Raw genomic sequence first — 25,241 nt, 5'->3', positions numbered from 1 at the left:
CCCCGGGTCAGCCGATACTCATGCCGCGGAGCCCTTCTGGCGCGACTTGAAAAACCGGTCTCGCTGCGTTGACACCTCGTCAGACGAAACGAGGCGATCGTAAATCGCACGGGCTGCGGCCATGCCGGCATCGAAATCGGCCGACTCGGCCGCGGCAGCGATGGCATTCAGACACTCGCTTTCTATTGCTTCGCTACATGTGAGGCGCGAGCGCGCCTCAGCGAGAACGGAAACCGGATCGCGATCGGGCAATGGCCACCGGCGAATCAACGGCAACGACGCGCTACCTATCTTCTCTCGCGCCAGCTCTATCGCAAGGCGCAATATGTGCTGCTCATCGCCTTCGACGATCCGGTCAAATAACGCGGTACCCCGGAACGCGCTTGCACGCAGGATCTGCGCACCAAGAATGAATTCGATCGATTTTGCAAGGCCCAGCACACGCGGTAAGCGCTGCGTGCCGGACAAAGGAATCACGCCGAGCTTGCATTCGGGCAGACCGATCTGCGCACTGTCCGCGACCAGACGGTAGTGGCACACCAACGCGGTTTCCAGACCTCCACCAATCGCAAATCCGTGGATTGCGGCGACAACCGGCTTGTCGCTCGCCTCGATCACCGGATGAACGTGCAGTGACAACGCTGGCGCGGCTGCCGCTGCAGACGTGCCGAATTCGCGAATGTCGCCTCCCGCGGAAAAGCCGCGTCCACTGCCATTGAGTACGATCGCGCGAACCCGCGCATCGCGCCGGGCGGCTTCGAACGCGGCGACAAGTCCGCGACGGACGCCCAGCCCTAGACCGTTGACCGGCGCATAGCTCATCGTGACGATAGCGACTTCGTCTTCTACACGATACTCGACGTCGGCGAAGCGCTGTGGCGTGCATTGCGTCATCCGTTCTCCGCTGAGACATTTGACATGCAGACTATGTACGGCTAGCGGATGTTCGCGAGCCAGCTCGGCATATCTGTTGGCCACGGATCGGCAAACAGCGCGTGCACACCCATCGAGGTCGTGTAGGCCAGATTCAGTACGTTGCAAAACGCGATGAAAGCCAGCACCCGAAGCGCCGTGCGAACCGCTAAATGGCACTCGACACGATCGACACCTCGCTCGATGGCCGTGAATCCGTCTTTGTCGACGCTCAGAAGAAGGAAAGCCGACGCCACGAAAGCAGACGGAAACAACAGGAACTCATAGACCGGGAACTGGTAGTAGTGACCACCCCAAAAAGAAACACTCTGGAACGCACCCGGCCACGCGTCGAATCCCATGAAGCGGCTGGCGGCGATGTCGAGCAAGCCCATTGTCATCCAGATGGCGGCGAAACCCGCGAGTGCGAGTCGTACGTGGCCCGCGCGAGGCCAACGCCTGCGGACCCCACGCATCGCCCATAGCGCCACCACGGCCGTGCCCGTAAAGGTATAGAAATAGCTCGGCGCATCGATGAGGATGGGCTCGGCGATGCGGGCATGCGATGATTGCCAGAATGGAATGAAACGACACCAGCAGCCGAAGTTAAGCGCGTAGGCGTTATACGTGAACATCGGGCGAAGAAAGTCCAGCCATGGATCCAGCCAGTATGCCGAGAGCCAGCCGATCATCATCAAACGCACCGCGTCGATGCGGCGACTTTTGACGATTCCGTAGACATACCATGTCGCTACTGGAAGCAAGAGGAGCACGCTGACCCACTGGTAGTGGTCGATGGTCGCCTTCACGGACTCCGGAATCGGATCCCCGCCCAAATCGACGGGTCGGAAGTCGTCTGAACGAATCCATGCCACGTAGGCGCGGATTTGTGCTAACACGAAAAGCGCACCGAGCCCTGCCCACGCATACACTCTGTGCCATGTCGTGGTGCGCCGTGCAACCATTTCGGACATGCTTCGCCTCCTCGCTAGTTTTTGCGTCATTCATATTTTCGAATGATGATCGGAAAAATGTACTCCGCGAAGGTGGCTACGTCAAGCGCCACACTCGATGCGACATCGGCAGCAGCATATCCAGCCGGGTTGCTCAGCGCCTGACAAGTTATTGCCCCATGAGTTCATGAATGTCATGATCAAGCGCGGCCATCGCGAACCTTGGCGCTACCGCACAATTGTTGACTTCCGCCTGCCATTCCACGGGATTCACTAGCCAGAAGAACAGCCCATAGACTATGTGGCGCCGGTAGGCATCTAGCGCGCTTTCGAATGAGGGCGGGTTGCTGACGCCGTAAAATGCAAGCCGCTCGAGATAGTATTCGAGCAACGCACGCTCCCATCTCGGCCGATCCGCGATATCCAGTGCCGATATCAGGAAGTACGTGACGTCATGGGCCCAAGGTCCCCGTCGATACGATTGCCAGTCGAGAAAACCAGGCGTGCCGTCGCGGTCGAAATACAGGTTTCCGAGGTGTACATCGCCGTGGAGAAACGTCATCGGCCCGATCCGGTCGAAAGCGCGTAGATTGAGGAGCGCCCGCTCCATCCAGTCACGATCGTGAAACCGCTTCGGCACGGCAGCCCCGCGCGGTAACTGCGTATAGCTGGCGAACACATCGGGTTTCAACTGGCCCCAGTGATAGGTACCGGTCTCGCCATCGGGGAGCGGGTCCTGCGCCGCGAGCCAGCCCAATTCGCCATCGTTCTCGAGCGCAGACGATTGCCAGAACTGTGCATGCCACCGCGCTTGCGCATCCAGATTTGCCGCCGCCTGCGCGAACGTCAGCGGCCTTTGCACGCGACAGAACTCCACTTCCCGAGAACACAGATCCTCGAGGATCACAATCGACTGCCCGCTTTGACCATCCGTCTCAGCATGGAAGCAGGCAGGCACATTCGCATACAAGCGCGGATGGACTTCGCTGAAGAACTTCGCCTCGTATTCGTAAATGTAGGCGTTCAGATTCCGATATTCAGGAACAAATCCACCCTTGACGATCAGAGACTCCGGCAAGCCAAGCTCGCGCCCTCGTGCGTTATAGGCGGGACGCACCCTGACTTTGGTAGCCGTGCCGTACATCACGTCGTCTATGGCCAGTGATTCGACCACCACGCCCTCATGGCTCCGCGCGAGCGCCGAGGTCAGCCACGAGGATGTAACTTCCTCAACCTGCAGTGGAAGTCGGTCAGTATCTTGCAGTCGTCCGTGTGAATACATCAGGTCGGGGCTATTTGTCGCAACACTCATCTTGATGCGCTCCTGTGAGTTGCATGTGCGTTTGCGCCGGCCCATCATCTGCCTGTCCGACGTTCTCCACGCGCATGTTGCGCGGCAGGTCAAAAGGCCCGCAACGAGGGAAATCCCGGCTGGCACAACTGTTATGTTTTTAGAACGTCGTGCGCATTTTTGCGTCGCGTTTCAACTGTGTCTACTAACATGGCGCCGCGTGGCTTCATTCCTGCCGCACATGAGACGCTGAATTAGTGAAATTAGCTCACTCTGATTGTTCCCTACGGTAACCATTTCTCGTCGGATGTTTTCGCTAGAATTCTTAACAAATACCTAGTGACAGCCTCACAGGAGACAACTCGATGACCACGACCGTGCTTGAACGGCTATTCGGCATCAGCGGAAAGATCGCTGTCATTACCGACAAGGGAGGCAATTCCAGCGTCGATATCGCACCCGTGCTGGCCGAGGCCGGCGCACGGGTCGTATTTGCGGATCACAGCGCGGCGCATTCGAAACCGATCGTCGACAAGATCCTTTCGGCGGGCGGTGAGGCAATCGCGATAGAGGTAGACGTGGAACGCGAAGCCTCCGTGATTGCATTGTTCGAGCAGGTCACGGCGGCCTGGGGCAGCCCGGACATCGTGGTCAACTGCGCGGCGATGACCAATAACGGGCCGCTTACGGAGTTCTCCGAAGCGGCCTGGGACGAAGTCATGGCGATCGACCTGAAGTCTGTGTTCTTTTGCATGCGAGAGGCGATCAAGCACATGCTCGCCGCAGGCCGGGGCGGGCGCATCGTGAACGTAACCACCATGGGAGCCTCGCATGCCGTACTCAATGGCAATGGCGCCTATGGCGCCGCGCGAGCCGGCGTAGCAGGGTTAGTGCGATCCGCGGCGCTCGACTATGCCCGCGACCAGATCCTCGTCAACTGCGTTCTTCCTGGGGCGGTGCCCGGCAAGGTTCAGTTTCATCCGGACATGCAGGCTCGCCTGAAGACAGGGAAACTCACGGGACCCGGGACGGATGCGGAGCGGCGCCTGCCGCTCGGATGGGGTGACCCCGCCGATATCGCCGCCGCGGTGCTTTACCTCGCAGGGCCATCAGGCCGCTATATGACGGGCCAGTCAATCACCCTCGATGGGGGATTTCTGATTAGCTGACCTTTCTCGATCCCTCGAAACGGAGCATTCCATGTTTAACGAAACCCAGATCGGCGCGCGCCTCGCGCAGATTTTCAATCTCACTGGCAAGACCGCCGTTGTTACCGGCTCTGCGCAAGGTCTCGGCTGCGAGATCGCGGGGTTGCTTGCCGGAGCCGGCGCCAATGTCGTGATCGCCGACCTGAACGCAGACGCCGCGTCCGCAACAGCGGCGAATATCGAATCCGGCGGCGGCATTTCGATGCCATGCAAAGTCGACGTGGCAGATGAAGCATCCGTCAAAGCCCTATTCGCAAGCGTCGATGCAAGGTTCGGCGGCGTAGATATTCTCATCAACAACGCCGCGCACCGTTCGAAGGCCGAATTCTTTGAAATGACCGTCGAGCAATGGGACCGAATGCAGGACGTCACGCTGCGAGGCACGTTCCTGTGTTGCCGCGAGGCCATCACGCGCATGAAGACGAAGGGCGGCGGTGGCTCGATCGTAAACATTTCGTCCGTTGGCTCGCTTCGACCCACGCTATGGGGCGTCAACGCCCATTACGACGCTGCGAAGGCCGGTGTGGACAGCATCACGCGTTCACTGGCCAGCGAGTTCGCGGCCGACGGAATCCGCGTCAATTCGATCCTTCCGGGCGGCATGTCCAGCGAGGGCGGCAAAAACATCAGCTCGACCTTCCGGATTCGCGGCCCCATCGTAGGTGCGGGCCGGATTCCGATGGGACGAATGGCCGCCCCGATCGAGGTTGCCCGAAGCGTGTTCTTTCTCGCAAGCCCTGCCGCAAGCTACGTTACCGGTCAGATCATCGCTGCAGACGGCGGTTTCACGGTCGGCTAGGCGGATTCCACTACGATGTTCGCCCCACTGTAGAACCTTAGGATACTGAAATGCCAAAGATTACCTTTATCGAGCACGACAACACAGAGCATACCGTCGATGCCATTGCGGGACAGTCGTTAATGCAAGCCGCAATCGACAACTCGGTGCCCGGGATCCTCGCAGACTGCGGGGGCTACTGCAATTGCGCGACGTGCCATTGCTACGTCGATGATAGATGGGCCGCAAAGATTCCGCCCGCTCAACACGCCGAGCTCGACATGCTGAGCGGCGCCATCGATGCAAGCAACAACAGCCGACTCGGCTGCCAGATTCGATTGACCAATGAACTGGATGGGTTAGTCGTCAGGCTACCTGTTTCCCAAACCTGACCGAAACCGACGGCGAAAACCTGATCGCGGAGAACACACATGTCTCATATTGCAGTCCCTCTCGTTCCAGTTCCCGACCATGTCCCTCACGAACTCGTTGTTGCGTGGGATTTCAGCAGACCTCCCGGCGGCGAAGCTGACATCGTCGGCGCGTGGAAGCGTCTGCACGATGGTCCGGACATTGTGTGGACACCGCATAACGGCGGTCACTGGATCCTCACGCGAGCAGAAGATATTGAATTCGCGCAGCGGAATCACGATCCATTTTCCATGCGCGAGATCACTCTGCCCGCGAGCACGACAATGCAGATCTTGCCTCTCTCGGCCGATCCTCCCGAGCACGCCGACTATCGCGCACTGATCAATCGCTTCTTCGCGCCGAGAGTCATACGCGACATGGAAGGCGAGATCCGCGACCTGGCGGTATCCCTGATCGAAAGCTTCCGGGATAAAGGCCAGTGTGAATTCATGGCCGACTTCGCATTGAAGTTTCCGATAACCATCTTCATGCGGCTCGTGAACCTCCCGCTCGGCGATCTGGACGATCTGCTAGCATGGACCGAGGCGAGCGTTCGCGCCAACGACCCCGAGCGTCGCGAATGGTCACAACGGATGCTGTTCGGCTACCTCGAGAGTATTATTCGCGAGCGCCAGAAGGAACCTGGTACGGACCTGATCAGTGCGATAGTGAACGGAACTGTATTCGGTAGACGCCTCACAGAACAAGAAATCCGCGGCATGATGGTCAATGTCATCTTCGGTGGACTCGACACGGTTGCATCCACCATGGGCTTTGCCGTGCTCTATCTCGCTCGCAATCCTGAACATCGTCGTCAGCTGGCAGAACACCCGGAACTCGTTGGCAACGCGGTGGAGGAATTGCTGCGCATGTTTGCGCCATCCAGCACAGGCCGCGTGATGACGCGCGACTTTGAATACAAGGGCGTTCGTTTCAAAGCTGGCGACCGGGTGTACGTCCGTCCGCTGCTACACGGCATGGACGAGCGCAAGTTTCAGTGTCCGATGCATGCCGACTTTGCGCGCCCTAATGCGTCGCAACATGCAGCCTTCGGCAACGGTCCACATCGCTGCGCTGGGGCGCTCCTGGCACGCAACGAGATTCGCATTTTCCTTGAAGAGTGGTTCCAGCGCATTCCCGATTTTGCGCTCGATCCTGCTGGGCAGATCAGCTTTGAGGGAGGAATGGTGAACTGTGTGACACGAGTGCCGCTGGTGTGGAACTCCGCTGTCCATCGAGCCGGCGAGTGATGGTCATTAACCATTCCACGTCTTGACCGTCGTCTGCACGATGCCGCGCGCAGTCAGCAATCTGCACAATTGCCGACGTAGAGCCCAAGCTGTTCCATCCACTCTCGGTAAGCAGTCGGGCAAACAGCGCGCAGTTCTGTCCGCGGGGCGCGCGATGGTTGATTTCGAGCAGGCAGCCGTAGAGGATCCGCTCACTTGGGTCAGGAGTCGCAACACGACATTCCTGGCGTAATGTCGAGCAACGCGACGAGTCCGGAACAGTGACGCCTCCTGTATTGCGGTTTCGGGATCTGATCCCGCTTCAACGAATTAGTCGGCTAGAACCCGGACGATATGCGCGAGAAGCACGGCATCGCGTTCGTCGCCGGCATACTTGAGGCCTTCGTACCCTTCGGTGGCAGAGGGGTGCTTGCCAAATGCAGGGCAGAACCAACGGCAATCAAAACATCGGTCAATTAGTCCCGGTGGTCTCCGACGCCGGAATAAAGCCGGAAAACGCAGCAAGGCGCGTGTCTGCACCCTGCGCCTTTCACTTTGCACTGCGCCATTAGCCGTTGACGACATCGCACGCGCTGACTTTTTTGCGCATGCGGCGCAGTTCTGCCGTCGTTTCGCCTCCACCGTTCGGCAGCCAGCCCGGCGGCTGGATGACGTCGTTAATCGCGATCCACGGGCTTTTCGCTGTGACGACGTCGCGAATCAGTGTGCTGCATCAGCTTGCGGAGGAAGATTGGTGTGCGGCCCATCGGCAAAGACTGCGCACGCGCTGTCCGCAATGCCGCCGGCGGAGTCCGTTCATTATCAGCAGCAGCGTGATCGAAGCGCCATTCCGCTGCGTCTGGTGTCGTTCACATTTCTGCTATGGGCTTCTCCCGATCCGTTCGACGACGCCCTCGATGCGACGGCAGGACCGCCTCGCGATCCAGGATCGGGGTATCTGCGACTAGGCAGTGATGAGTAGGGTCTGGCGAGAGGCTAGTCGTCGCGTTTCGGTGCCGTCGGCGGGGTAGCAGTCTGGCCTCCCTCTTTCCGAACGGTTTGTGGCGAAGCCGTGGAAGGCGGTTGCGGCGCATGACGGTTAGTTGCATGTCCGAAGCGCCGACGCGAGTTGACACTTTTAATTACGCAACAGAGACAGATCTACTGCTGCATCTGCTCTGTATGTGTGCAACTATCCGGTCGCACCTTTGTTCCTCGCTGCGCAAAGGGTACCTTGCAGTTATCAACACGTTGCTCGTCGCTTGCTTTATCGCTCAACCGCTCCTTCAAAGTTTTCAGTTCATGCGATGTAGTGGCTTTAGTGGACGCCGCTTGTGGCTCGCTGGCCAATGTCGTCGATTGTGACTCTGTACTCGCGAACAGCACGAACGCAGCCAATACGTAAGCAGACAGATATATCACTCGCATTGCAGGCTCCCATCATCTGCGTGGCGATGCATGCGCTGAGACCCGTACCCCACAGTCAGATACTGAAATTCGCGCCCCAAGAAATCACCCCGTTTCTTGCGGTCAAATTCCACGCGCATCCTATGCGAAATTTGACCGCAAGAATCGGAGTGTTTGACGCCCTTCTACGGCGATCGAATCCTTTGAGATCAACAGACGGTTCAGCCAGTTGTCGCGAGGGCAGGCAAGCCAGCCTAAAGAGTCGTCGTCACAAATCCAGCCAGTCGAACGGTTCCGGCGCAAACCAGACGCCGCAGTGGACCGAAAAAGTTAGCACTATTGATTGTTAGCGAGGCGCGCGGTCTGGCGAATTCCGGCTTCCCGCATCGGCAAGAGAAAGAGTAGAAGTTCCCTTGATCCGGCGGGAGGATCGATAAAGCTGTCGGGCCGGTTTGCCTTGCTGACGCCCAGCATTGCTTCACGCAGGTTGTAGCCGACCCAGCGACATGCCAGATGCCGCTTCGCGAAAATCACGTCCTCAATATTCAGCCGGCGGCATTGTTCGCCGTACTGCAACCGCAGGGTGCGTGGTCTCGCGAAATGGGCACGAGCGCCCACACCAAACTGCTTCGCGTCGTCACTCAGACAGGATCCTGCCCTGCCCCGACATCTATTTGCACGGAGCCGCTCTCCCAACGAAGAAATGAAATCCTGTGCTCAGAAAAGCCCCCTTTGCCTCGCGTCCCGCGCCGGCGGTAACGAAGCCCTGGCGCGCCGCGCACCGCCTCGACGCGCGAGCCGTCGTACGTGGGCGATAAGTTCAGCACGTACGTCCCCGATCACGAGCACCAGTGCGTACAGCCGTACACCATCGGGCCCGGATTCGGGGTGTGCGCGCAGCGAAGCGCGTATCGCGAGCCGGCGCGCGCGGTCGAGCAGCTGGGCGCGGCTCATGCCGGGCCAGCACGCGGCGATGAACTGGGGCACTACCGCCGGGAGCGATTCGGGTGCGCAGTTGGCGGGCAGCGCGAGGGCGACGAGTTCGAAGCGATCTGCCATGTGGGGCGACGAAGTGCGGATCCCGCTATCCTGGCGGAAGTCGCGCTGCCCGGCAACGTCCGGCGCGGCGGCCTCGGCCTTGTGCGAAGGTACGCACGGCGTCGCCTGCTTCCCCACTGACCGCGCCGGTCGCCATCAATGGCACAGCAACCGGCGGCGCTGTTCAGCCGCGACATCGGGCGCCCTGACGGCCTCAACCTGCCGCAGACGTCTCTGCATTTTTCCCGCGGACGTGTCCGTGACCGTGCGTGCGTCGAGCTGCGTGTACGACCGCCCGCCGGCGCTTAATGTTTCGGTCTGTCATCGGCTCTGACACCTGTTCGATGAACCCCTCGCTCCGCAGCAAGGCCGGTCGGCATTGCCGTCGTCATGCGGGGTAATCCCGGCGACGCCGGCTTAACCTATGGGCGCGCGCAGGAGTCAAAGCGGTCGAAGCGAGGTTCGGCAACAAGGTCCGGTGGTGCGGATCAGCAACGTACCTGAGTCGGCGGAACCGGAGTGCGTTTTCGCGATCTGGCGGCCAGGGGCAACAGCATCGTCGCGGGATCGAGCTTCGGCTAACAGGACTTCAACCCGAAGGTCGCGAAGAACTCCGGACATCGTCTTCGAACACCTCTCCGGCTATGACGAAGCCGCCACTTCGCCATCTTCGTTATGAGAACGTGTCAGAGCGAGCCCGCCTTGTAGGTTTCGTCGCCGACAATACGGCGAAAACGGATACGCCCGGCTTCGTCGGCTTAACTCCCCACGCGGCAGCGGCCGTTCACCGCTGACAGGGATCGCATTCAACGTTTTTCGCCCACCTGTTGTACGCCGCGCGCTCCATTGATGCGCTGATGCCACCGATAGGCGCACCCGGATTCGGATCGGCCTGACCGTTAGTTGCGTGCGAGTTTCTCGCGTTCCTCAGGCAAAACAGAAATGGCGCTGGCGCACGCAACGTGGAGCGTCGCGCACTCATGGTAAGGGTCCGGAGAAGAATTGGCGGATTCGCGCCACCAAGGGATTCAACGAGGCGAGTCCGCTGCAAACAGGACGCGCACCTGTCACCGGAGCACGTCGCTAGGCTCCGACGTCCCCACCCGTAGGGGTTGAAAGTCTCAACTGCCAGCGCTTCTGTCGGCCCGGGCGACCGCGGTCCAGAAATGAGGGGGATGAAAGCCACTTAGTGGTACTCGTCTTCGCGGTGGTGGCGAACGGCCAGGATCGAAACGTACCACCTCTTTTCGGTCAGGTGATTGTCTGACCGGCATTTGCCGCCCCCTTCGATTTCGAACCGCGCGATATGGCCGGAGGCGCCGAACGATACAACGAATTCCCGCAAAAACGGATTGGCCTCGTGCACCTTGCGGCATGTGGACGCGATGCTGGGACAGGGATCGGAGAGGCGAGCATCCGCGTGTGCTGATCAGCAGCACTGCGAGCGCAAGAAAATCGGGAGCGGCAATGCTGATGAGCGAGCCGTTCAAGGAACTAGTTCTCGCTTGCCAAATGTTGCGAAGGATCCATCCTCTGATGAAGTATCCGGATGACATCGACGAGTTCATCGTGCTCCCTGAAGAACACAACGTGCGCACCGACCAGCACGCTTCGATAACCGGCACGAACATGGGAAGCGGATCGGCTCGGTTGCGTGCCTTGCACCAGCCCGATGATGGTGTCCTGAATCAGTCGGATATGGCGTTCGGCCTGCGCGGCCCCCCAGTTTTCGACCGAGTAGTCCCATATATCATCGAGATCGAGTTCTGCGGCCGGGGAAAGGACAAAACCCTTCACGGGGTTGACTTCCGTTTGCGAGCCAGGAAAGCGTCAAAATCGAATGGCCTGGACGCACCCGAACGTTCTCCCTTTTCCAGTTCTGAGCGCAGCGCATCGAGCGTCGCTTCCTGTTCTTCGAGCAAGCGTAGGCCAGCCCGCACCACGTCGCTCGCGGTGCTATAGCGCCCGGCGCGGACGCGGTCCTCGACAAATTCGGCAAAGTGTCTTCCTAGGGAAACGGACGTATTCTTGCTCATGATGGGCTCCGGCTGGTGATGAAGGCATAGTACCAAATTTTGGTACTCTGAAGACACCAGTCCCGGCCGCGTGCAGCAAAACTGGTAACGCGAGCCGGGACGCACGGGCGACCAACTGGTCGCAACTCATGAAGCGCGGTATCGGTGTGTCCGTGGGCACAAACGGCCCGTTACAGGAAACCTGGTCCATACGGAACACGCGGCACCTCCAGTGCGAGAACTCACCGCTTCCCGACTGCGACGTTCCTCGCGACGAGCTGCGGCTTCTGCGCCCACCGCGCCGCCAACTGCCTCAGCCACTGTGCGAAGAGCGTCGGTTAGCGGCGTGCGTCACCGCTTGAGCGTGGGGACGCTATCTGGTTGTTCCGCGGCGAGCTGGTCTATCCCCAAGCAAAACCACGCGACGCGATAGTCAGAAATACCCCCTTTGCCTCGCGTCCCGGACCGGCGGTAAGGAAGCGCTCGCTCACCGGGAGCCTCCGCAGCGCGCGAGCCGCCGCACATGAGCGAGAAATTTGGCGCGCGAGCCCCATCACCAGCACCAGTTCATACAGACGAACGCAATCGGGCCCAGGTTCCGGACGCACATGCAGCAAAGCGCGTAACGCAAGCCGTCGCATGCGGTAAAGGAACTGTGCGCGGCTCATACCGGACCAGCAGGTGACTTATGAATGGGGACACTTGTAGAGCGTCAAGCATGAAGTCCGGCCGAACGACAATTATCTTGTCCGGTCAGCGGGGGTAATTGTCGCTGTTCAAGAGGTCATGGTTGTCGCTCCTTGTGGCTCGGGATCCGGTAATTGACGCCGCCGTGCAGCCTTGTTGTCGCTGGCGTTCCGGCGCCGGTAGCTCTCGACGTTCAGTTCGAAGATCGTCGAGTGATGGACGAGGCGATCGATGGCGGCCACGGTCATGGCCGGGTCGGGGAAGACATCATTCCAGCCGGAGAACGGCTGGTTGGCTGTGATCAGAAGGCTGCGCCGCTCATATCTCTCGGCGATCAGCTCGAACAGCACGCTGGTTTCGGCCTGATCCTTACGGACGTATGAGAGGTCGTCGAGGATGATCAGATCGAAATGGTCGAGCTTAGCGAGCATCGACGGCAACTGCAGGCTCTGGCGTGCGACCTGCAGCTTCTGCACGAATTCGCTGGTGCGGGTGAACAGCACCCGGTAACCGGCGTCGATCAGAGCGTGGCCGATGGCGGAACCGAGATGTGTCTTGCCGCCGCCGGGCGGCCCGAACAACAGGATCGTGGCGCCTTTCTCCAGCCACGAATCGCCGCTGGCCAGCGCCATGACGTGCGCCTTCGAGACCATCGGCACCATGCTGAAGTTGAAGGTGTCGAGCGTCTTGGTCGGATCCAGATGCGATTCGACGCGGTGCCGCTCAATGCGCCGTTTCACGCGCTCGGCGAGTTCGTGTTCGAGCAGCGCACCAAGTAGCCGCGTAGCCTGCCAGCCTTCCTTGTCGGAACGCTGGGCAAATTCAGGCCACAGCCGGCCGATGGTCGGCAGCCGCAGCTCATTGAGCATCAACCCCAGACGCGCGGCATCGCAGGTAGCAGCGGTGTTCATACCGGCACCTCGTCATCGAGCAGCGTGTCATAGAGTGCCGCCGATGGCGTCTCAACCACCACTTCAGGACACTGGGGCTGACGTGGTGCAAATTCGTGACGCAACTGCTCCAGGTCGGGCAACTTGCCGGCAGCGAGCAACGCATCGAGCCGTTCGGCCAGGATTGCCTCGACGCCGTGATGCGCGGCCAGCTCGAGTAGCCCGACCATGAGCTTGCAGGCTTCCCGTTGTGCCAGTCTCGCCTCAAGCTGCTCCCAGGTGCGGCGATACGCTTCGCGCGGAAACAGGTCGTCGCGAAACGCCAGGCCCTTGAAGGCCTGCGGCTTACGCTTGAGTGCCTCGATGAAGTGTCGGTAGTCGAGGGCACGGCCGCGGCCGTAGGGCACACGCGAGCCTCGCTGGGTGCTGTGCACCAGTGCGCCGGACAGATAGCAGTCGAGTCGGTCGGTATAGAGCCGCACCCGCAGGCGGTGGCCGATCAGGCGCGATGGTGCGCTGTAGAGGATCCCGCGCACGGTAAAGGTGCCACAGCGGGTAACACGCGCCTCCTCCTCGACGAAGTCGGTCGTGCGACGCTCGGGCAGATCGTGGAGATGCTCGCGCTCAACGTTGAACCCGGCAGCATTGCGCCGGTTGCGGCGCATGACGACTTCGCGAACGAATCCGTCATAGGCAGCACGCTCGGCAAAGTCGCGATGACCGCGCAGCATCAACGCCTGATCGATTGCCTCCTTCAGGTGACGATGCGATGACTCCACGCTACCGTTCTCGTGGCCCTGGCCGCGGTTGTTGCGCGTGCCGACCATGCCGTAATGCTCGAGCAGCGCGGCATAGCGGGCCGTGAAGTCGTCCTGTTCCTGCAGATTCCTGAACGCCGCCGACAGGCTGTCGGTGCGGTGTTCCCGTGGACATCCGCCGGCCTGCCATAACGCATTCTGCAAGCCTTGGGAGAGCGCTTCAAAGCTCTCGCCCCCATCGACGATACAGGCGTATTCCCAGTGCGAGAACGCAAGCACAAAGTGGTACAGCCGGTGGGCAAACGCCACGCCGGCGATCGTGACACCGAGTCCGCCCATATCGGTGAAGTCGGACAGTCCTCGTGCGCCCGGCAGATGTTCCTGAGGAAAGAACACTTCCTTGCCCGGTCCCTCAAGGGCGCGCCACTGGCTAACGCGTCGCTCCAGCGTGCGCCGCATGCTGTCGGGAAACTGGCCCGGGTGCGTCTCCTGCAGCCTGCCCAGCAATGTGACTGCCTTCAGGTCGGGCACGCTGCGCAGCAACGGCAGCACTTCACTCTCCCAGACCTCGGCAAACGGATCGGGGCGGGTGCGCCAATCGCGACGCGGCTTCTGTGACGGTAACCGGCCATCCCGTTCAATGCGCCGTGCCGTGCGCGAACTCATGCCCGCCTTGGCGGCGGCGACTTCCTGAGTGTGATGTTTGCGCTTGCTCATATAGAGGCGGACCTGCTGGTCCGTGATTCGGGTTCCGGACATGGCTGTTCGCTTCTTCTTGAACGCGACCAGCCATCCTATGACCCCGTCATCCCGGCGCTGCCGGTGGTTCGTCGTCTCCGGCGGCTACGCCGCCTCCGACTCCTCACCACCGGCCAAGACAATCGTCAATCAACCGGACAAGATAATTGTCGCCGCCCAGACACTGGCGCCGCGAGCGATTCGGGTGCGCAGCTAGCGGGCAGCGCGAGCGCCACAGATTTAGAGGTGATCGGCCCATGCGAGAATCCAACTTTATCTCGCCCGCCAACCGCGAGGAACAACCGGAAAGCCGTCCGGCAGCAATGCAAGATACGTTACAGATTACGTAATATTCACTACCATCAAATCAAGACCATACCGAGATCATCGTTCTATCTTCGCACAATCGCCGTTTGGTTGCTTCTAATTAGAGTACGTCGTGAAACAATTGCCGGGAAATGCAAAGAAGCGCCGATGGACGGGGCTTTCCAGCAACTGAAAATTGTTCATCAATGTTTCACGGAGATGGGCAGCCATGCCGCGGCCAACGTTCTCAACTCACAGCGGTAAATCAAGTCGGGAGAACGGCAAGCGCTTAGGTGTACGAACTTAACCGCTCCTACTGGCTTCGTGCCGGCTATCTACTCTCAGGGGCCAAACCCCGCGCTCCAAGTTTTACAACCCCAAAGTGCAACGGACCAACTCCGTATGTGGCGCAAGTTTGTGGCACACCGGGCGGCCAGATGGCCAGTTCGTTGGGTTGCCCCGGTCCGCTGGGGTTGCCCGACGACGAACCGTTTTCCGTGGTGATGGAAAACCGCAACCCGTAGCGCCGGAACGAACGATCCAGATACAGCAGCAGGCGTCGAGCGTAAGGGAGTAGCGCGAATGGTCGTCGAGCACCGTCGATGGCGAAGGGCGTCGTCTGTGGTGCAGATCGATCCAGCTTTAGGAATCCATCTACTAGGGTTCGTCGAGCTGCGCATGCTCCAAGCGCTGCCACGGCGTGGCGGCCGAACTCCGCGCTGTCGATCTGGCGGTGGCTATGCGGGATGGTGGCCGCGGTGCGAGAGTGCACTTCCATGCGGCCCTGATCGCGCAGGCGCCGGCTGATCATGTGCCCGACCCACGCCGGGCGCGCTCGACTGACGGTGTTCTGCGTGCCAGACTCTCCCGGGCACAGCGCGAGCGGTCCACCAGCGTTGCGGGACCGTAGTCCTGCGCGTGAAGGCAAGCCGCTGCTACCGTCCCTTCGCACTAGTGGCGAAACGGGGCAGTGCTCAGGAATAACCAACGCCCCCGGCGGCCATCAATAAGGACGATCCGAGCCTTCGATTTTCCACCCGTACAGCGAACTCCACCTCCCCAGGAAACGGCTACGGCGGCCCCACAGCGACCGCGGGGCCGCCAATAGAGCAAAATCACTTCTGGGCTCATGCAAAGGCCTTTGCTGCTGCGCAGGATGCCAATCGCCTAGCTGACAATCGTTTGGTGGGAAATCGTCCCGATTTGCGTCTCTGCCATGGCTGCCTTCACGGCCCAAGGCTCGCTCAAAGCCGCCCCGGTCGGAAGAGTGCACACTCCAGGTGATAGGAAATCAGAGAAGTCTTCCGCTTGTCGTGTCCCAACTTGGGACACGACGCCAAGAGATCAAAGAGCGGCGAAAATCGGGAGCGGGTAGCATTTGGCGCGGTTTCCTCCCGCGCGGGTGAGAGACCAAAGCTTGCGATCTGCGAGAGATTTCCTGCTCAACGCCTACCGACTTGTACCTTTCACTTCATCGCGCAACCGGCCACAACCCATCGCCCGCGCGGAGTCGCGTCCCAACTTGGGACACGCTTCGCGATAGTATCGCGGCCCCAAAAGAACGGCGCCTCGTAGGCACCCTTCCCGTTCACATCAATCGGCGCTGCCGCCGCTTCTCCTCCTCTGCCGTGAGCATTCCTGCCCTGATTGTTACCGTGAATCACACAGCGTCTTTCGTTATTAACCCCGCCTGACTTTCCCGCAGCGACCTTCTCAATACTACCGATGCGCGTGCAGTCTCGCACTAATTGATGCCTTATTCGCAGTCCCCGTGGTCGGTCGACGTGGGCTGAGAATCGAGCCGGCACGATTCGATCTATGGGTCGAAAATCCTAGATTCGATGCGTATTTCGTGAACACCACGATGCCGTTCGCCATTCCCGGCGGAAAGAGGGCGCTTCTGCAGCTGTTCCGGACGCGGCGCACGACCAATGACCCTAGTTGGAACGATGCGGCCATCGCGTCACTGGCGTGGGCCGTCGTCACGACGAACGGGTTATTCGAAGCCGAGGCAGGGACCGGAGAGAGAGCCAACTGTTGGCGGCGGCGAATCAAACAAAGGTGTCCGCGCGGAGTGTCCCAACTTGGGACACGGACTCAAAGCGTCCGGAAAACTGTGGAGAGCGGCAGCGCGTTTTCCCCTTACGGAGGGAGGTGCGCCTACCCAAACCGCGAAAAATGCCTTGCCGACACATCCGAACTTGCGTCGCCACGACATGGCCTTGCCTATGGCTACTTGTCGCCCATAACGAGAACAGTGTCCAAACTTGGACCACGATCGGATCCCAAATCCGTGACGATAAAAAAGGTGCCTCTTGGGGCACCTTTTACTGTTCGCCTCAATCGGCGCTACCGCCGCTTGCCGAAAAAAGCTCTGATATAAGCCTACGTATCTGCTGCTCCTTCTCTGACGTGAGCATTCCCGCTCGGATTTTCACCGTGAAGCCCACGGCATCTTTCGTTATTGATCCTGCCTGATTTTTCCCCGCAAAGATCTTTTCGATACTACGGTCACTGACGCCGCGCGACCCATTATCGCCGCTCTGGATAGCCTGCTTGATCGCCCTAGCGAGTTTCAATTGATCGAGGTCCCCTGCAACCACCCTTGCCCACATCTCTCTTGCAACATCCACCGCCTTCGGGTTCTTGTCTCGCAGGATCGACACTAAGCCTTCCGCCGCGGTCGCGCCCAATAGCCTAGGCTGTATATCCAGATCTTTGATCACAAAGTCCGGAAGGTCAGCAAACGCGAGGAAGCGATAGAGTTCCGAACGAGAGAAACCCAGAGCCTCTGCCATACGCTTTCTGTTGGGAAATTCTTTCTCAGTGCTGCGGATAGAACGAGCGATCTCATAATCCGACAAGTCATCGCGCACGATGTTTTCCACCAAGGCCAACATCGCCATCTCTTCATCAGAAAGATCGATGATGACGGCCTTGATCGTCTCCTTATCGATCATCTTGTGAGCTCGCCACCGCCTTTCGCCCGCAACGATCTGGTGGCCGTGCGCAGCGCGTCGAACAATGATCGGCTGGACCAATCCTGCTTCGCGAATTGATTCCGCAAGTTGTGTCAACTTCGCTTCGTTGAACACCTTCCGCGGTTGCCATGGGTTTGGAACAATCTCCGAAACATTAACGTCTGACGCCGTACCTGCTTTCTCGAGCGCGACAATTCGCTGTTGCGCCTGGGCCAATGCGCCGGCCATCCCCGGTGCGGTCCGAGGGCTAGTGGGCTTCTCTTGCTGCTGGTCGAGTTGGATGTCCTTCGCGGCTCGAACTTCAGCAGTCTTGCTCATCATGCGTTCACGCAAGTTGCTCATTGTCCAGCCCTCCATTGCGCGACATATTGATCATCAATCCATTTGCAGTAATCTAGGAGCGGTTGCTTGACTCGAGCTAGCGTCTTTGCGACAGCATCGGAACGGGAAAGGTCAAAGACCGTCGAGAAGGCCAATGCGCCGTTGCTCATAACAGAACTCGCCGGGACCTCGGTTGCATGCAGCCAATCGCCGTATGCTCGCTGCGACCAGGAGCGAACAACGGGCGCAGACGACGTCGTTCCATAGTCCACGCGCGACAGCAGGACGGAGATGAAGTCGTACGTTTTGTCGACCTCATGTTCCACAAACCCGTGCGCGACCTCGGCGAACAGTGACCAGAAAGATACTGAGGAGATAAAGTCCAAGCTTTCCGGGACTAACGGCATAACCATCGAATCAGCTGCCATAAGACCATTAAGGGTCATGTAGGACAGGGACGGTGCAGTATCCAGAATGATGTAGTCGTACTGGGCTCGAAGTGGTTCGATCCCCTTGCGAAGCACAGACCAGAACTCGAAGCCAGGGTTAGTCTGTTGTGCTGTCGGAAGATGGAACTCCGCGTCGTGCAGGTAGTTGTGTGCTGGGATCACATCCAAGCCATCCCAATATGTGCTTTGAACCTTCGACGCAAGTCCGCCCTCGATGTCCGGGTCATAGATGAACGGGAGGACGGTGTCCTCCCAGGTCACATCTTTTTCGGCATACAGACCGCATAGTTCCGAAAGAGATGCTTGCGGATCGAGGTCAATGACAAGTACTTTGCGACCACGCAAGCTCAAGCCCTGCGCGATACACATTGTTGTTGTGGTCTTACAAGAGCCACCCTTAAAGTTCGCCGTGATCAACACGCGCCCGCGATGCTCCCGAGTGCCCGTGACGAGTGGAGTCTGATAAATGTCGGATACCTGCTGTACCCACGTCCGTACATCTTTCAGAGAGAAAATGCGCGCCCTTCCAGTACCATGAGCCATACCCGGCGGAAGTTCGCCACCTTCCTTGGTCGCCAAGTAATTGATCTTCTGACGGTCGATGCCGCATAGCTCCGCCAATTCCCCGATTGTGAAGACGGGAGGGTTCTTACGAGGCCTTGGGGCCAGAATTTGGTCGCGCAGCTCATTCGCCATGACCGACAGACGTTCGGCAAACTCTCCCAAGTTGGAGAGCTTTACGCGCCGGTCGATCCCGGGCAATTCGCTCAAATTCATTTTCAGTTCCTATGTTTTATCGACGGTGAGATGATTTCTTCACGCTCATCAGCTGTTTTTACGGTTTCTGTTGGATAACGCGTCGAACCGTAGAATACTCAACGTGACGGAGAATTACCATTGAAATCTGGGGGCGAAAGCCACCTCAATCAAAAAGTCAAACGTTCTCTTTTACATTCAATGACTTACCGTACTTAATGAAAGGAAAGGTTCCGCAGATAACCCAAAAATCCAAAGAAAAAGGTGGGTGCATCGGCCTGTGTATGTCCCATCTCCAACACAGAACACCTCACCTTAGCGTCCGCAAAGCGGCGCTACTTAGTCTCCGTTTCTGTGCAACACACAATTTCCCTCACCTCCGATCGGTCTCCATCTGACTATCTTTTGGCAAAAAAAACCGACGTGCGCCCGAACAGAACCACGCGGCAGGCCGGAACAAGACTTCCATGCCGTTGCCCGCACTCGGGTTGACTCGAGCTTGACCGTTCTATTCGCTGGCCTCTCTGGTGGTTAGTATTTAGTAAAAAAAAACCCACAAACAACTAACGCAAACAGGTCCAACCATAAAAAACAAAGAGTTAGGCTCAAGAGGTGAGGCGAATTGTGTCAAAGGTGCTGTGAATTGAGCGCCACGGTGAGGTGTTTACCACTGAAAGGTGAAGCAAATTGATCCGCAAGGTGAGGCGTTTTGGCGCGGATGGTGAGGCGAATTGTGGAGGGCGCCTCTACAAAGGTGAGGTGTTCTGTGTAGACCACACCGGGCAAGGTGAGGTGATCTGTGTTGACGCGGCACCTTCCCATCGGTACCGTACCGCTCCAGACATCTTTGACCATGAGCTTTGGGGGCCGTATGACAACAGCAGGGCAGGTAGCCACATCGCGGCAACTGGCCTTAGCTCTGTTCGACGACGCAACGGGTCAGGACTTACCGGTCGACACAGCGCGGTCCGACATTGGCTTCGCGAGAAAAAACGTTCTCATCCGCATTATCGATCTGGGGGTTGCAGCTCGACGTTTGATCGACGCGGCGTATTTCATCGTTGCTCAGGACGAACAGGTACGTGATCTGTATGACGTTGAGCTGGACTACTTCAAGTGGCTCATGCGTTACTCGAGTCGCAACAACACACATCTCGAGCAGGTCATCACCGAAGCCCAACGGGCTTTGATCCAAGCGACCACCGCGCCTGAAGCCAACGGCGAAAAGCCTTTTGGCTCAGTGCAACTGATCGGACGTATCTCGTACTCAGGCGGCCGCTTCCAGTTTCGAGTACCCCCCGATCTCGTAGGGATCATACGTGGCCCGGGCAAGTCGCATTGGCTCAGCCTGCGCATTACGTCTCTCTTCACTCTCAGCTACGCGCGTGTCATGTACGACCACTTGCTTCCCTACGCGGATGAAGGGGAAACGGATTGGCTAAGCCTCGATGAATTGCGTTTGTGGCAAGGCGCAATGGGTGCCAAGGCGAACGAGTTCAAGTATTTCAAACGAGACTGGCTAGTACCTGCCATTGACCAGATCAACGAGGTCTCTGACCTGAGGCTGTCGTATGAGACGCGCAATGAGCAGGGATCCCGGAAAATCGGCCGCTTGAAGTTTCGCATCGAGCGCAAAGAGATGGCTGAGCGCATCCTTCATACCCACGAGCAGGCGCAAGCGATCTATCAAACGTTGAAGCAGGAGTTCGGGCTGTCCAGCGCTCAACTCAACCAGATTGCGGCATCGCGCGACACGTACAACGATGAACGGTTGGAACAGGCGATCGAGCGGACGCGGTTCAGCTTGAAATTGGGCAAGGTGTCGAAGAGTCCGGCAGGCTTCTTCATGAAGGCCTTGAAGGAAGGGTGGATCATCTCAGACGCCGAGCGGCAGATGGTTGAGATCCAGGAGAACCTGGCCCTGACAGAACAACGCGAAGTCGAACTGAAAGAACGGGCCGCGAATCAAGTGGCGTTGCGGGTCGCGGCCCAGGATGTGCGTGCTCAAGACCGAAGGGGCGAGGAACTCCGGCGCGGATGGGAGGCTTATGAAGCTGCCGGGTCCAAGCAGCGAGATGACTGGCGGCGAACCTATAAAGCTAGCCCCGCGGGTAAGCTGACACTGCGCAGGCTTGGGATAGATCCCACTGGGGACCTGGCGGAGTCGATGGTCGACAAGTTCCCCGACTTGAGAGACGGATTTGCGGGCCACGTTTTCACTAAGATCAAAGCCGCTAAACCCCGAGGCGACAAAACATAGGGCCTCTAGAAACGCCGCGCACACCTAAACATTTCTGGGAGGCGCCGCATCGGACGAGCAGCGACTGACGTCGAAACTATGAATAGGTACGCTTTGTCGCCGAGTCCCGACATCCTCCCCGCCCTAAAGGACGGGGAGGATGTGAATTCGCCCGGGTCGGAATGGGTTACCTTACGGGGGAATGGCCGCACCTTCCGCAGCTGAACCGAGGCCGGCGGGTCGCACAAAATCACTTTTGGACGTGACGCGGCGCAAAAGCGTCTCTCGAACGACAGGGCGCGTCGCCGCACAAAGAGGCGGCGGCGAACATCACTTGACATTCTCCCCGCCCTGAACGACGGGGCTTGGGGGGTGTCCGGAATTTTGTGTAAACGGGTTGAGGTTTAACCCGGCACCAGCCGCTCTTCGAACTGGATCGTGAAGCGGTTCAGTGCGGCCTTCCAGTCGCGGATCGGCATCGTCCACTTCTTGCTGATGTTGTTCAGGGCCAGGTAAAACAGCTTGGTGACGGCCTCATCGGTCGGGAACGAACTGCGGGTCTTGATCACCTTGCGCAGGCTCATGTTGATCGATTCTATGGCATTCGTAACCGGCATGATATAGCCGGTGCCTCACGGTCCCGCGCCGTGCAGTTCGGTCGTATGGTGTGACCATCCGGGACATGGGGCACTGGGGAGCACTTCGGGTGGGCAGGCCATTCCTATACGTTGAGCCGTGAGCTCGTGTTAGTAGTTGGCCGCCCCTGCGACGGGGGTGCGGCAGAAATCTTGGACTCGTTTACGTTTATGCTGCGAGCCCAAGGCTCTGACGGTATTCCAAGGGACTGCGCGAGCCAAGCGAGATTTTGATGCGCTTCTCGTTATACCAGCGGATGTACGAATCCACTACGTCAATGAACTGGTCAACTGTTGTAGCCTGCCAGTCCCGAGGATAGAACAGCTCCGTTTTCAGCCGCCCGAAGAAACCTTCGCAGGCCGCATTGTCGGGGGAACACCCTTTGCGCGACATCGAGCGAATCAGCTTTGCATCGCGGATACGTGAGAGCCACCCCGGCCAGCGATAGTGGGCACCGCGATCGGAGTGGACGACAGGTCGGTCGTTGCTATTGGCCACCTTCTCGATGGCTGCATCCAGCATGGTGTTCACGAGCTCGGCATCTGGACGCGTGCCTATTGACCAGCTGATCACCAACCCATCGAAGCAGTCGATGACGGGCGACAGATATACCTTGCCAGCCGGGATCTGGAACTCCGTAATGTCGGTGAGCCACTTCTCATTCGGGGCTGCCGCCTGGAAGTCACGGTTGATGAGGTTCTCTGGCGCAGGGCTGATTTCTCCCAGGTAGGAACCGTAGCGACGCCGCTTCGTGATGGCAACGGACAGGCGCTCCTGCTTCATCAAACGTCGCACGACCTTTTCCGAGATGAAGACATGCTGCCGGCCGAGAGCCGCCCGAATCCGACGATAGCCGTAGCAACGATGATTGAGCTCGAAGATGCTCGCAATGGTACGACGCACGTCGGCAAACTTGTCAGAGACGCGTAGCCGTCCCCGATGATAAAAGTAGGAGCTGCGCGCAAGGCCCAGGCCGGCAAAGAGTTCTGACAGCGCATACGTTTGTCTCAGGGCATCAACCAGCACCGTCTTCTCCCGATTGGTCAGGAGCCGCAGGTCGACGCCCCGGCTTTTTTTAGCAGTTCATTGGCCTTCTTCAAGATGTCGTGCTCAAGCTGCAATTGCCGGATATCACGTCGAAGCGATTCGACCTGCCGCTCCGGTTCTCCTCGTTCAGGGGCCTGCGGCGAATCGTTGTGGCGTTTCATGGATGCCGGAACCTCATGACCGAGTAATTTATTTTTCCAGTTGTATAACGTCGGCCTGCTCACGCCTATCCGTTGGGCAACCTCTTGCGCACCCTCCTCTCGAGTGCACAGCTCGATGACTGCTGCCTGCTTCAACTCTGGAGGCTGAGATACGCCGCCAGCTTTTCCGACAACGCGTTTCCTGGTTTCAGGGCGCAACTCATCTGTCCAGGCTGCGAGCGTCTCGCGCCCCGGAAATCCCAATGCTTTCACGGTGGCAGCAAGACATTGACCATGGCTCAGATAGTGCTCGACGGCCGTCTTCTTCTGTTCGACCGAGTACCTCGGCCGCGAACGCACATAGCGAGCAGGCAGATCATGGCATTGTTCGTATTCCCGATGCCAGCTCTTGAGAGCATTCTTTGTCGGGTAACCCAGTTGACGAATCGTCGCTGCGATGCGTTTTCCGAGTTTTATGTAGAGCTTAACCGCTCGGATACGGTCTTCGTACGAATACATGGACTACCTCCAGGTAGTCCAAGATTTCTGCCGCACCCCCGGTGGGTCAGTTTTAAATCGGCGCTAACACGAATAGAACCGCGCTCGAGATAATGCGCCCAGCAGGCCTCAAGTACTGCATGCCGATGTACGCCCGTGCCCGTGCCCGTGCTCGCACCGAGCAACGGCCGGACCAAAACCGGGCGACTGTGGGTGTACGTGCGTGACGTACACGGCCCGTTTCGTAGATGGCCTCGTCGCCGCATAGGCATCGGCCAACGATTCAAGATGCTGCTCCGGATGGATGCCCCCACGGGGGTGGAAAATGAGGGGTTGGGATACGAGAACTTTGGCCAGTTACTGGCCACGGTAAGGGGGTGATGGGAAATGAGCGGTTGGATACGAGAACAATGGCCAGTTATTGGCCACATATTGGCCATTTCTGGCCAGAAACTGGCCACGGCAAGGGGGTGATGGGAAATGAGCGGCTGGATGCGAGAACAATGGCCAGTTATTGACCGCTTACTGGCCATAGCTGGCCACCCTTTCAACGGTCGTCCGCTATGTTGGAGTTGTGATCGACGAGATCAGGAGTGCCAGCCCCCGTATTTTTTGACCGATTTGCAAAAGCGGTTGTAAAGGGAGTGTCTAGCCATGCGCGTGAGGTTCATAAGCGCTAGTGCTTTTAGGCGATTTTGCAATAGTGAGGAGTATGGATAACCGGTCCTGTTCTTGACAGGAAGCGTGTATGTCTCTAACCTCCCAACCATCGACCACACCACGCGTTGTGTTGATCGGCAGCTGGGCCGCATCTAGCCAACGACGTTCCTCAGCGACACAACCGGACGGTATCGCGTCCACGAAGCAGGACTGTCGAGGCATCCGCCTCGCCCGAAATCCGATGAGGATCTCACGGGCAAAATTCAACTCGTGAGTCCCTCGCGGATTTGCACGGCACGCGAAGTCACCGCCGCCGGGCATTGTCCGCCAGAGCGTTTTTCATCTCGACTCAAGCACTGATCCCACGAAGGATTCCTGCGCGAAGAGCGCCGGGTTGGTCCGGCAATTGTCGCGCATCGAGCGTGCGGTCAGCGTTTGCATCAGCACTGGAAGCTTCTGGCACACCCAAAGCTCTTGCCGCTCACACTTCCGAAGGAAGCGTGCGGCGCGAGTTTTTCGCAAGACGGTCTCGGTGTACACCACTGACCCGACTTGTGTGATGGCTCCGTCCGGAGCACTTCGCCAGCTGCCCGATCCTGCACGGGCGCAATCCACTGGCGCGAAGCGCAAGCGCTTTTTGTCATTCCGATCATCCTATTTCCGCTGGACGCGGCTTCGTGCGAACGCATGGAAGCTGACCTGTCCGTTTTCGACCGCAAGAACAGGCGTGTCGAGAATGGCCCGGGTATCTGGCAACTTGCTCGAATCCCGTCACGGGTTCGGTGGCTGCAAGAGAAGGAAAGCGAGGAAACCGACTCGCCCGCGAAATGCTCAGGGCGCGAATCGCGAGTCACGAGGAGGTCGCACCTCAAAAGACCGCGACGAAGGCTCCC

17 protein-coding genes and 1 pseudogene are annotated in these 25,241 nt (G+C 58.8%); 5 read left to right on the top strand and 13 right to left on the bottom strand.

Going from position 1 to position 25,241, the window contains the following annotated elements; all coding sequences use genetic code 11:
* Positions 1-18: 18 nt before the first annotated feature.
* The 3 genes from L0U81_RS32890 to L0U81_RS32880 form a co-directional block, all read right to left on the bottom strand.
* Entirely contained in the window at positions 19-894 is an 876-nt protein-coding gene (locus tag L0U81_RS32890) for an enoyl-CoA hydratase-related protein (protein WP_267957422.1), read from the bottom strand.
* Positions 895-935: 41 nt separating this feature from the next.
* Positions 936-1,886: a spirocyclase AveC family protein gene (locus L0U81_RS32885; protein WP_233810347.1), complete on the bottom strand. Its 951-nt coding sequence runs from the start codon at positions 1,884-1,886 to the stop codon at positions 936-938.
* A gap of 148 nt (positions 1,887-2,034) precedes the next feature.
* Positions 2,035-3,177: an ecdysteroid 22-kinase family protein gene (locus L0U81_RS32880; RefSeq protein WP_233810345.1), complete on the bottom strand. Its 1,143-nt coding sequence runs from the start codon at positions 3,175-3,177 to the stop codon at positions 2,035-2,037.
* 344 nt (positions 3,178-3,521) lie between these two features.
* Here L0U81_RS32880 and L0U81_RS32875 point away from each other — a divergent pair, with 344 nt between their 5' ends.
* The 4 genes from L0U81_RS32875 to L0U81_RS32860 are packed head-to-tail and all read left to right on the top strand — an operon-like array spanning position 3,522 to position 6,803.
* Positions 3,522-4,325, top strand: coding sequence for an SDR family NAD(P)-dependent oxidoreductase (locus tag L0U81_RS32875; protein ID WP_233810343.1), 804 nt, complete (start codon positions 3,522-3,524; stop codon positions 4,323-4,325).
* Between the two features lie 31 nt (positions 4,326-4,356).
* A complete protein-coding gene (locus L0U81_RS32870; RefSeq protein WP_233810341.1) occupies positions 4,357-5,163 on the top strand; it encodes an SDR family NAD(P)-dependent oxidoreductase in 807 nt (268 codons plus the stop codon).
* A gap of 50 nt (positions 5,164-5,213) precedes the next feature.
* Complete coding sequence (locus L0U81_RS32865) at positions 5,214-5,534, top strand: 2Fe-2S iron-sulfur cluster-binding protein (protein WP_233810339.1); 321 nt, start codon at positions 5,214-5,216, stop codon at positions 5,532-5,534.
* 39 nt (positions 5,535-5,573) lie between these two features.
* Positions 5,574-6,803, top strand: a complete 1,230-nt coding sequence (locus tag L0U81_RS32860; RefSeq protein ID WP_233810337.1) for a cytochrome P450 — start codon at positions 5,574-5,576, stop codon at positions 6,801-6,803.
* 1,722 nt (positions 6,804-8,525) lie between these two features.
* Here L0U81_RS32860 and L0U81_RS32855 read toward each other — a convergent pair.
* From L0U81_RS32855 to L0U81_RS32820, 8 genes are all read right to left on the bottom strand, one after another.
* A complete protein-coding gene (locus tag L0U81_RS32855; RefSeq protein WP_233810335.1) occupies positions 8,526-8,807 on the bottom strand; it encodes a hypothetical protein in 282 nt (93 codons plus the stop codon).
* A 1,914-nt stretch (positions 8,808-10,721) separates the two neighbouring features.
* Positions 10,722-11,024: a type II toxin-antitoxin system RelE/ParE family toxin gene (locus L0U81_RS32850; protein ID WP_233810333.1), complete on the bottom strand. Its 303-nt coding sequence runs from the start codon at positions 11,022-11,024 to the stop codon at positions 10,722-10,724.
* The gene (locus L0U81_RS32845; RefSeq protein WP_233810331.1) at positions 11,021-11,263 is read right to left on the bottom strand and encodes a type II toxin-antitoxin system ParD family antitoxin; all 243 of its coding nucleotides are present in this window, start codon (positions 11,261-11,263) and stop codon (positions 11,021-11,023) included. Before L0U81_RS32845 ends, L0U81_RS32850 begins: the two co-directional genes overlap by 4 nt.
* 755 nt (positions 11,264-12,018) lie before the next feature.
* Positions 12,019-12,840, bottom strand: coding sequence for an IS21-like element helper ATPase IstB (istB, locus tag L0U81_RS32840; protein WP_233810329.1), 822 nt, complete (start codon positions 12,838-12,840; stop codon positions 12,019-12,021).
* A complete protein-coding gene (istA, locus tag L0U81_RS32835; protein WP_233810326.1) occupies positions 12,837-14,336 on the bottom strand; it encodes an IS21 family transposase in 1,500 nt (499 codons plus the stop codon). Before istA ends, istB begins: the two co-directional genes overlap by 4 nt.
* 2,624 nt (positions 14,337-16,960) lie before the next feature.
* Positions 16,961-17,944, bottom strand: a complete 984-nt coding sequence (locus L0U81_RS32830; RefSeq protein WP_233810324.1) for a ParB/RepB/Spo0J family partition protein — start codon at positions 17,942-17,944, stop codon at positions 16,961-16,963.
* Entirely contained in the window at positions 17,941-19,149 is a 1,209-nt protein-coding gene (locus L0U81_RS32825; RefSeq protein ID WP_233810323.1) for a ParA family protein, read from the bottom strand. Before L0U81_RS32825 ends, L0U81_RS32830 begins: the two co-directional genes overlap by 4 nt.
* Positions 19,150-19,755: 606 nt before the next feature.
* Positions 19,756-19,983: a hypothetical protein gene (locus L0U81_RS32820; RefSeq protein WP_233810320.1), complete on the bottom strand. Its 228-nt coding sequence runs from the start codon at positions 19,981-19,983 to the stop codon at positions 19,756-19,758.
* Positions 19,984-19,999: 16 nt separating this feature from the next.
* Here L0U81_RS32820 and L0U81_RS32815 point away from each other — a divergent pair, with 16 nt between their 5' ends.
* Positions 20,000-21,388 carry a replication initiation protein gene (locus L0U81_RS32815; RefSeq protein ID WP_233810318.1) on the top strand — a complete coding sequence of 463 codons (1,389 nt, stop codon included), beginning with the start codon at positions 20,000-20,002 and terminating at the stop codon, positions 21,386-21,388.
* 383 nt (positions 21,389-21,771) lie between these two features.
* Here L0U81_RS32815 and L0U81_RS32810 read toward each other — a convergent pair.
* Together L0U81_RS32810 and L0U81_RS32805 are read right to left on the bottom strand one after the other, a co-directional pair.
* Positions 21,772-21,987 (bottom strand): annotated as a pseudogene (locus L0U81_RS32810) (transposase); the annotation flags it as partial.
* 184 nt (positions 21,988-22,171) lie between these two features.
* Positions 22,172-23,709, bottom strand: a protein-coding gene (locus L0U81_RS32805) for an IS3 family transposase (RefSeq protein ID WP_233810316.1) whose coding sequence is annotated in 2 segments (ribosomal slippage) — positions 22,172-23,070 and positions 23,070-23,709 — 1,539 coding nt in all. Because the reading frame shifts where the segments join, the coding sequence is not laid out codon by codon here.
* Positions 23,710-25,241 lie beyond the last annotated feature (1,532 nt).

The organism is Paraburkholderia sp. HP33-1 (genome assembly GCF_021390595.1).
GTDB lineage: Bacteria > Pseudomonadota > Gammaproteobacteria > Burkholderiales > Burkholderiaceae > Paraburkholderia.
Note: the sequence above shows the minus strand (reverse complement) of the source record. Positions and strands in the feature narration are given on the sequence as shown.

Excerpts from the sequence above, each read along its gene's own strand:
- L0U81_RS32865 (WP_233810339.1), top strand. The coding sequence starts at position 5,214 with ATGCCAAAGATTACCTTTATCGAGCACGACAACACAGAGCATACCGTC.
- L0U81_RS32875 (WP_233810343.1), top strand. The coding sequence starts at position 3,522 with ATGACCACGACCGTGCTTGAACGGCTATTCGGCATCAGCGGAAAGATC.
- L0U81_RS32880 (WP_233810345.1), bottom strand. The coding sequence starts at position 3,177 with ATGAGTGTTGCGACAAATAGCCCCGACCTGATGTATTCACACGGACGA.
- istA (WP_233810326.1), bottom strand. The coding sequence starts at position 14,336 with ATGTCCGGAACCCGAATCACGGACCAGCAGGTCCGCCTCTATATGAGC.
- L0U81_RS32885 (WP_233810347.1), bottom strand. The coding sequence starts at position 1,886 with ATGTCCGAAATGGTTGCACGGCGCACCACGACATGGCACAGAGTGTAT.
- istB (WP_233810329.1), bottom strand. The coding sequence starts at position 12,840 with ATGAACACCGCTGCTACCTGCGATGCCGCGCGTCTGGGGTTGATGCTC.
- L0U81_RS32830 (WP_233810324.1), bottom strand. The coding sequence starts at position 17,944 with ATGAGCAACTTGCGTGAACGCATGATGAGCAAGACTGCTGAAGTTCGA.
- L0U81_RS32825 (WP_233810323.1), bottom strand. The coding sequence starts at position 19,149 with ATGAATTTGAGCGAATTGCCCGGGATCGACCGGCGCGTAAAGCTCTCC.
- L0U81_RS32890 (WP_267957422.1), bottom strand. The coding sequence starts at position 894 with ATGACGCAATGCACGCCACAGCGCTTCGCCGACGTCGAGTATCGTGTA.
- L0U81_RS32870 (WP_233810341.1), top strand. The coding sequence starts at position 4,357 with ATGTTTAACGAAACCCAGATCGGCGCGCGCCTCGCGCAGATTTTCAAT.
- L0U81_RS32815 (WP_233810318.1), top strand. The coding sequence starts at position 20,000 with ATGACAACAGCAGGGCAGGTAGCCACATCGCGGCAACTGGCCTTAGCT.
- L0U81_RS32860 (WP_233810337.1), top strand. The coding sequence starts at position 5,574 with ATGTCTCATATTGCAGTCCCTCTCGTTCCAGTTCCCGACCATGTCCCT.
- L0U81_RS32820 (WP_233810320.1), bottom strand. The coding sequence starts at position 19,983 with ATGGTCAAAGATGTCTGGAGCGGTACGGTACCGATGGGAAGGTGCCGC.
- L0U81_RS32845 (WP_233810331.1), bottom strand. The coding sequence starts at position 11,263 with ATGAGCAAGAATACGTCCGTTTCCCTAGGAAGACACTTTGCCGAATTT.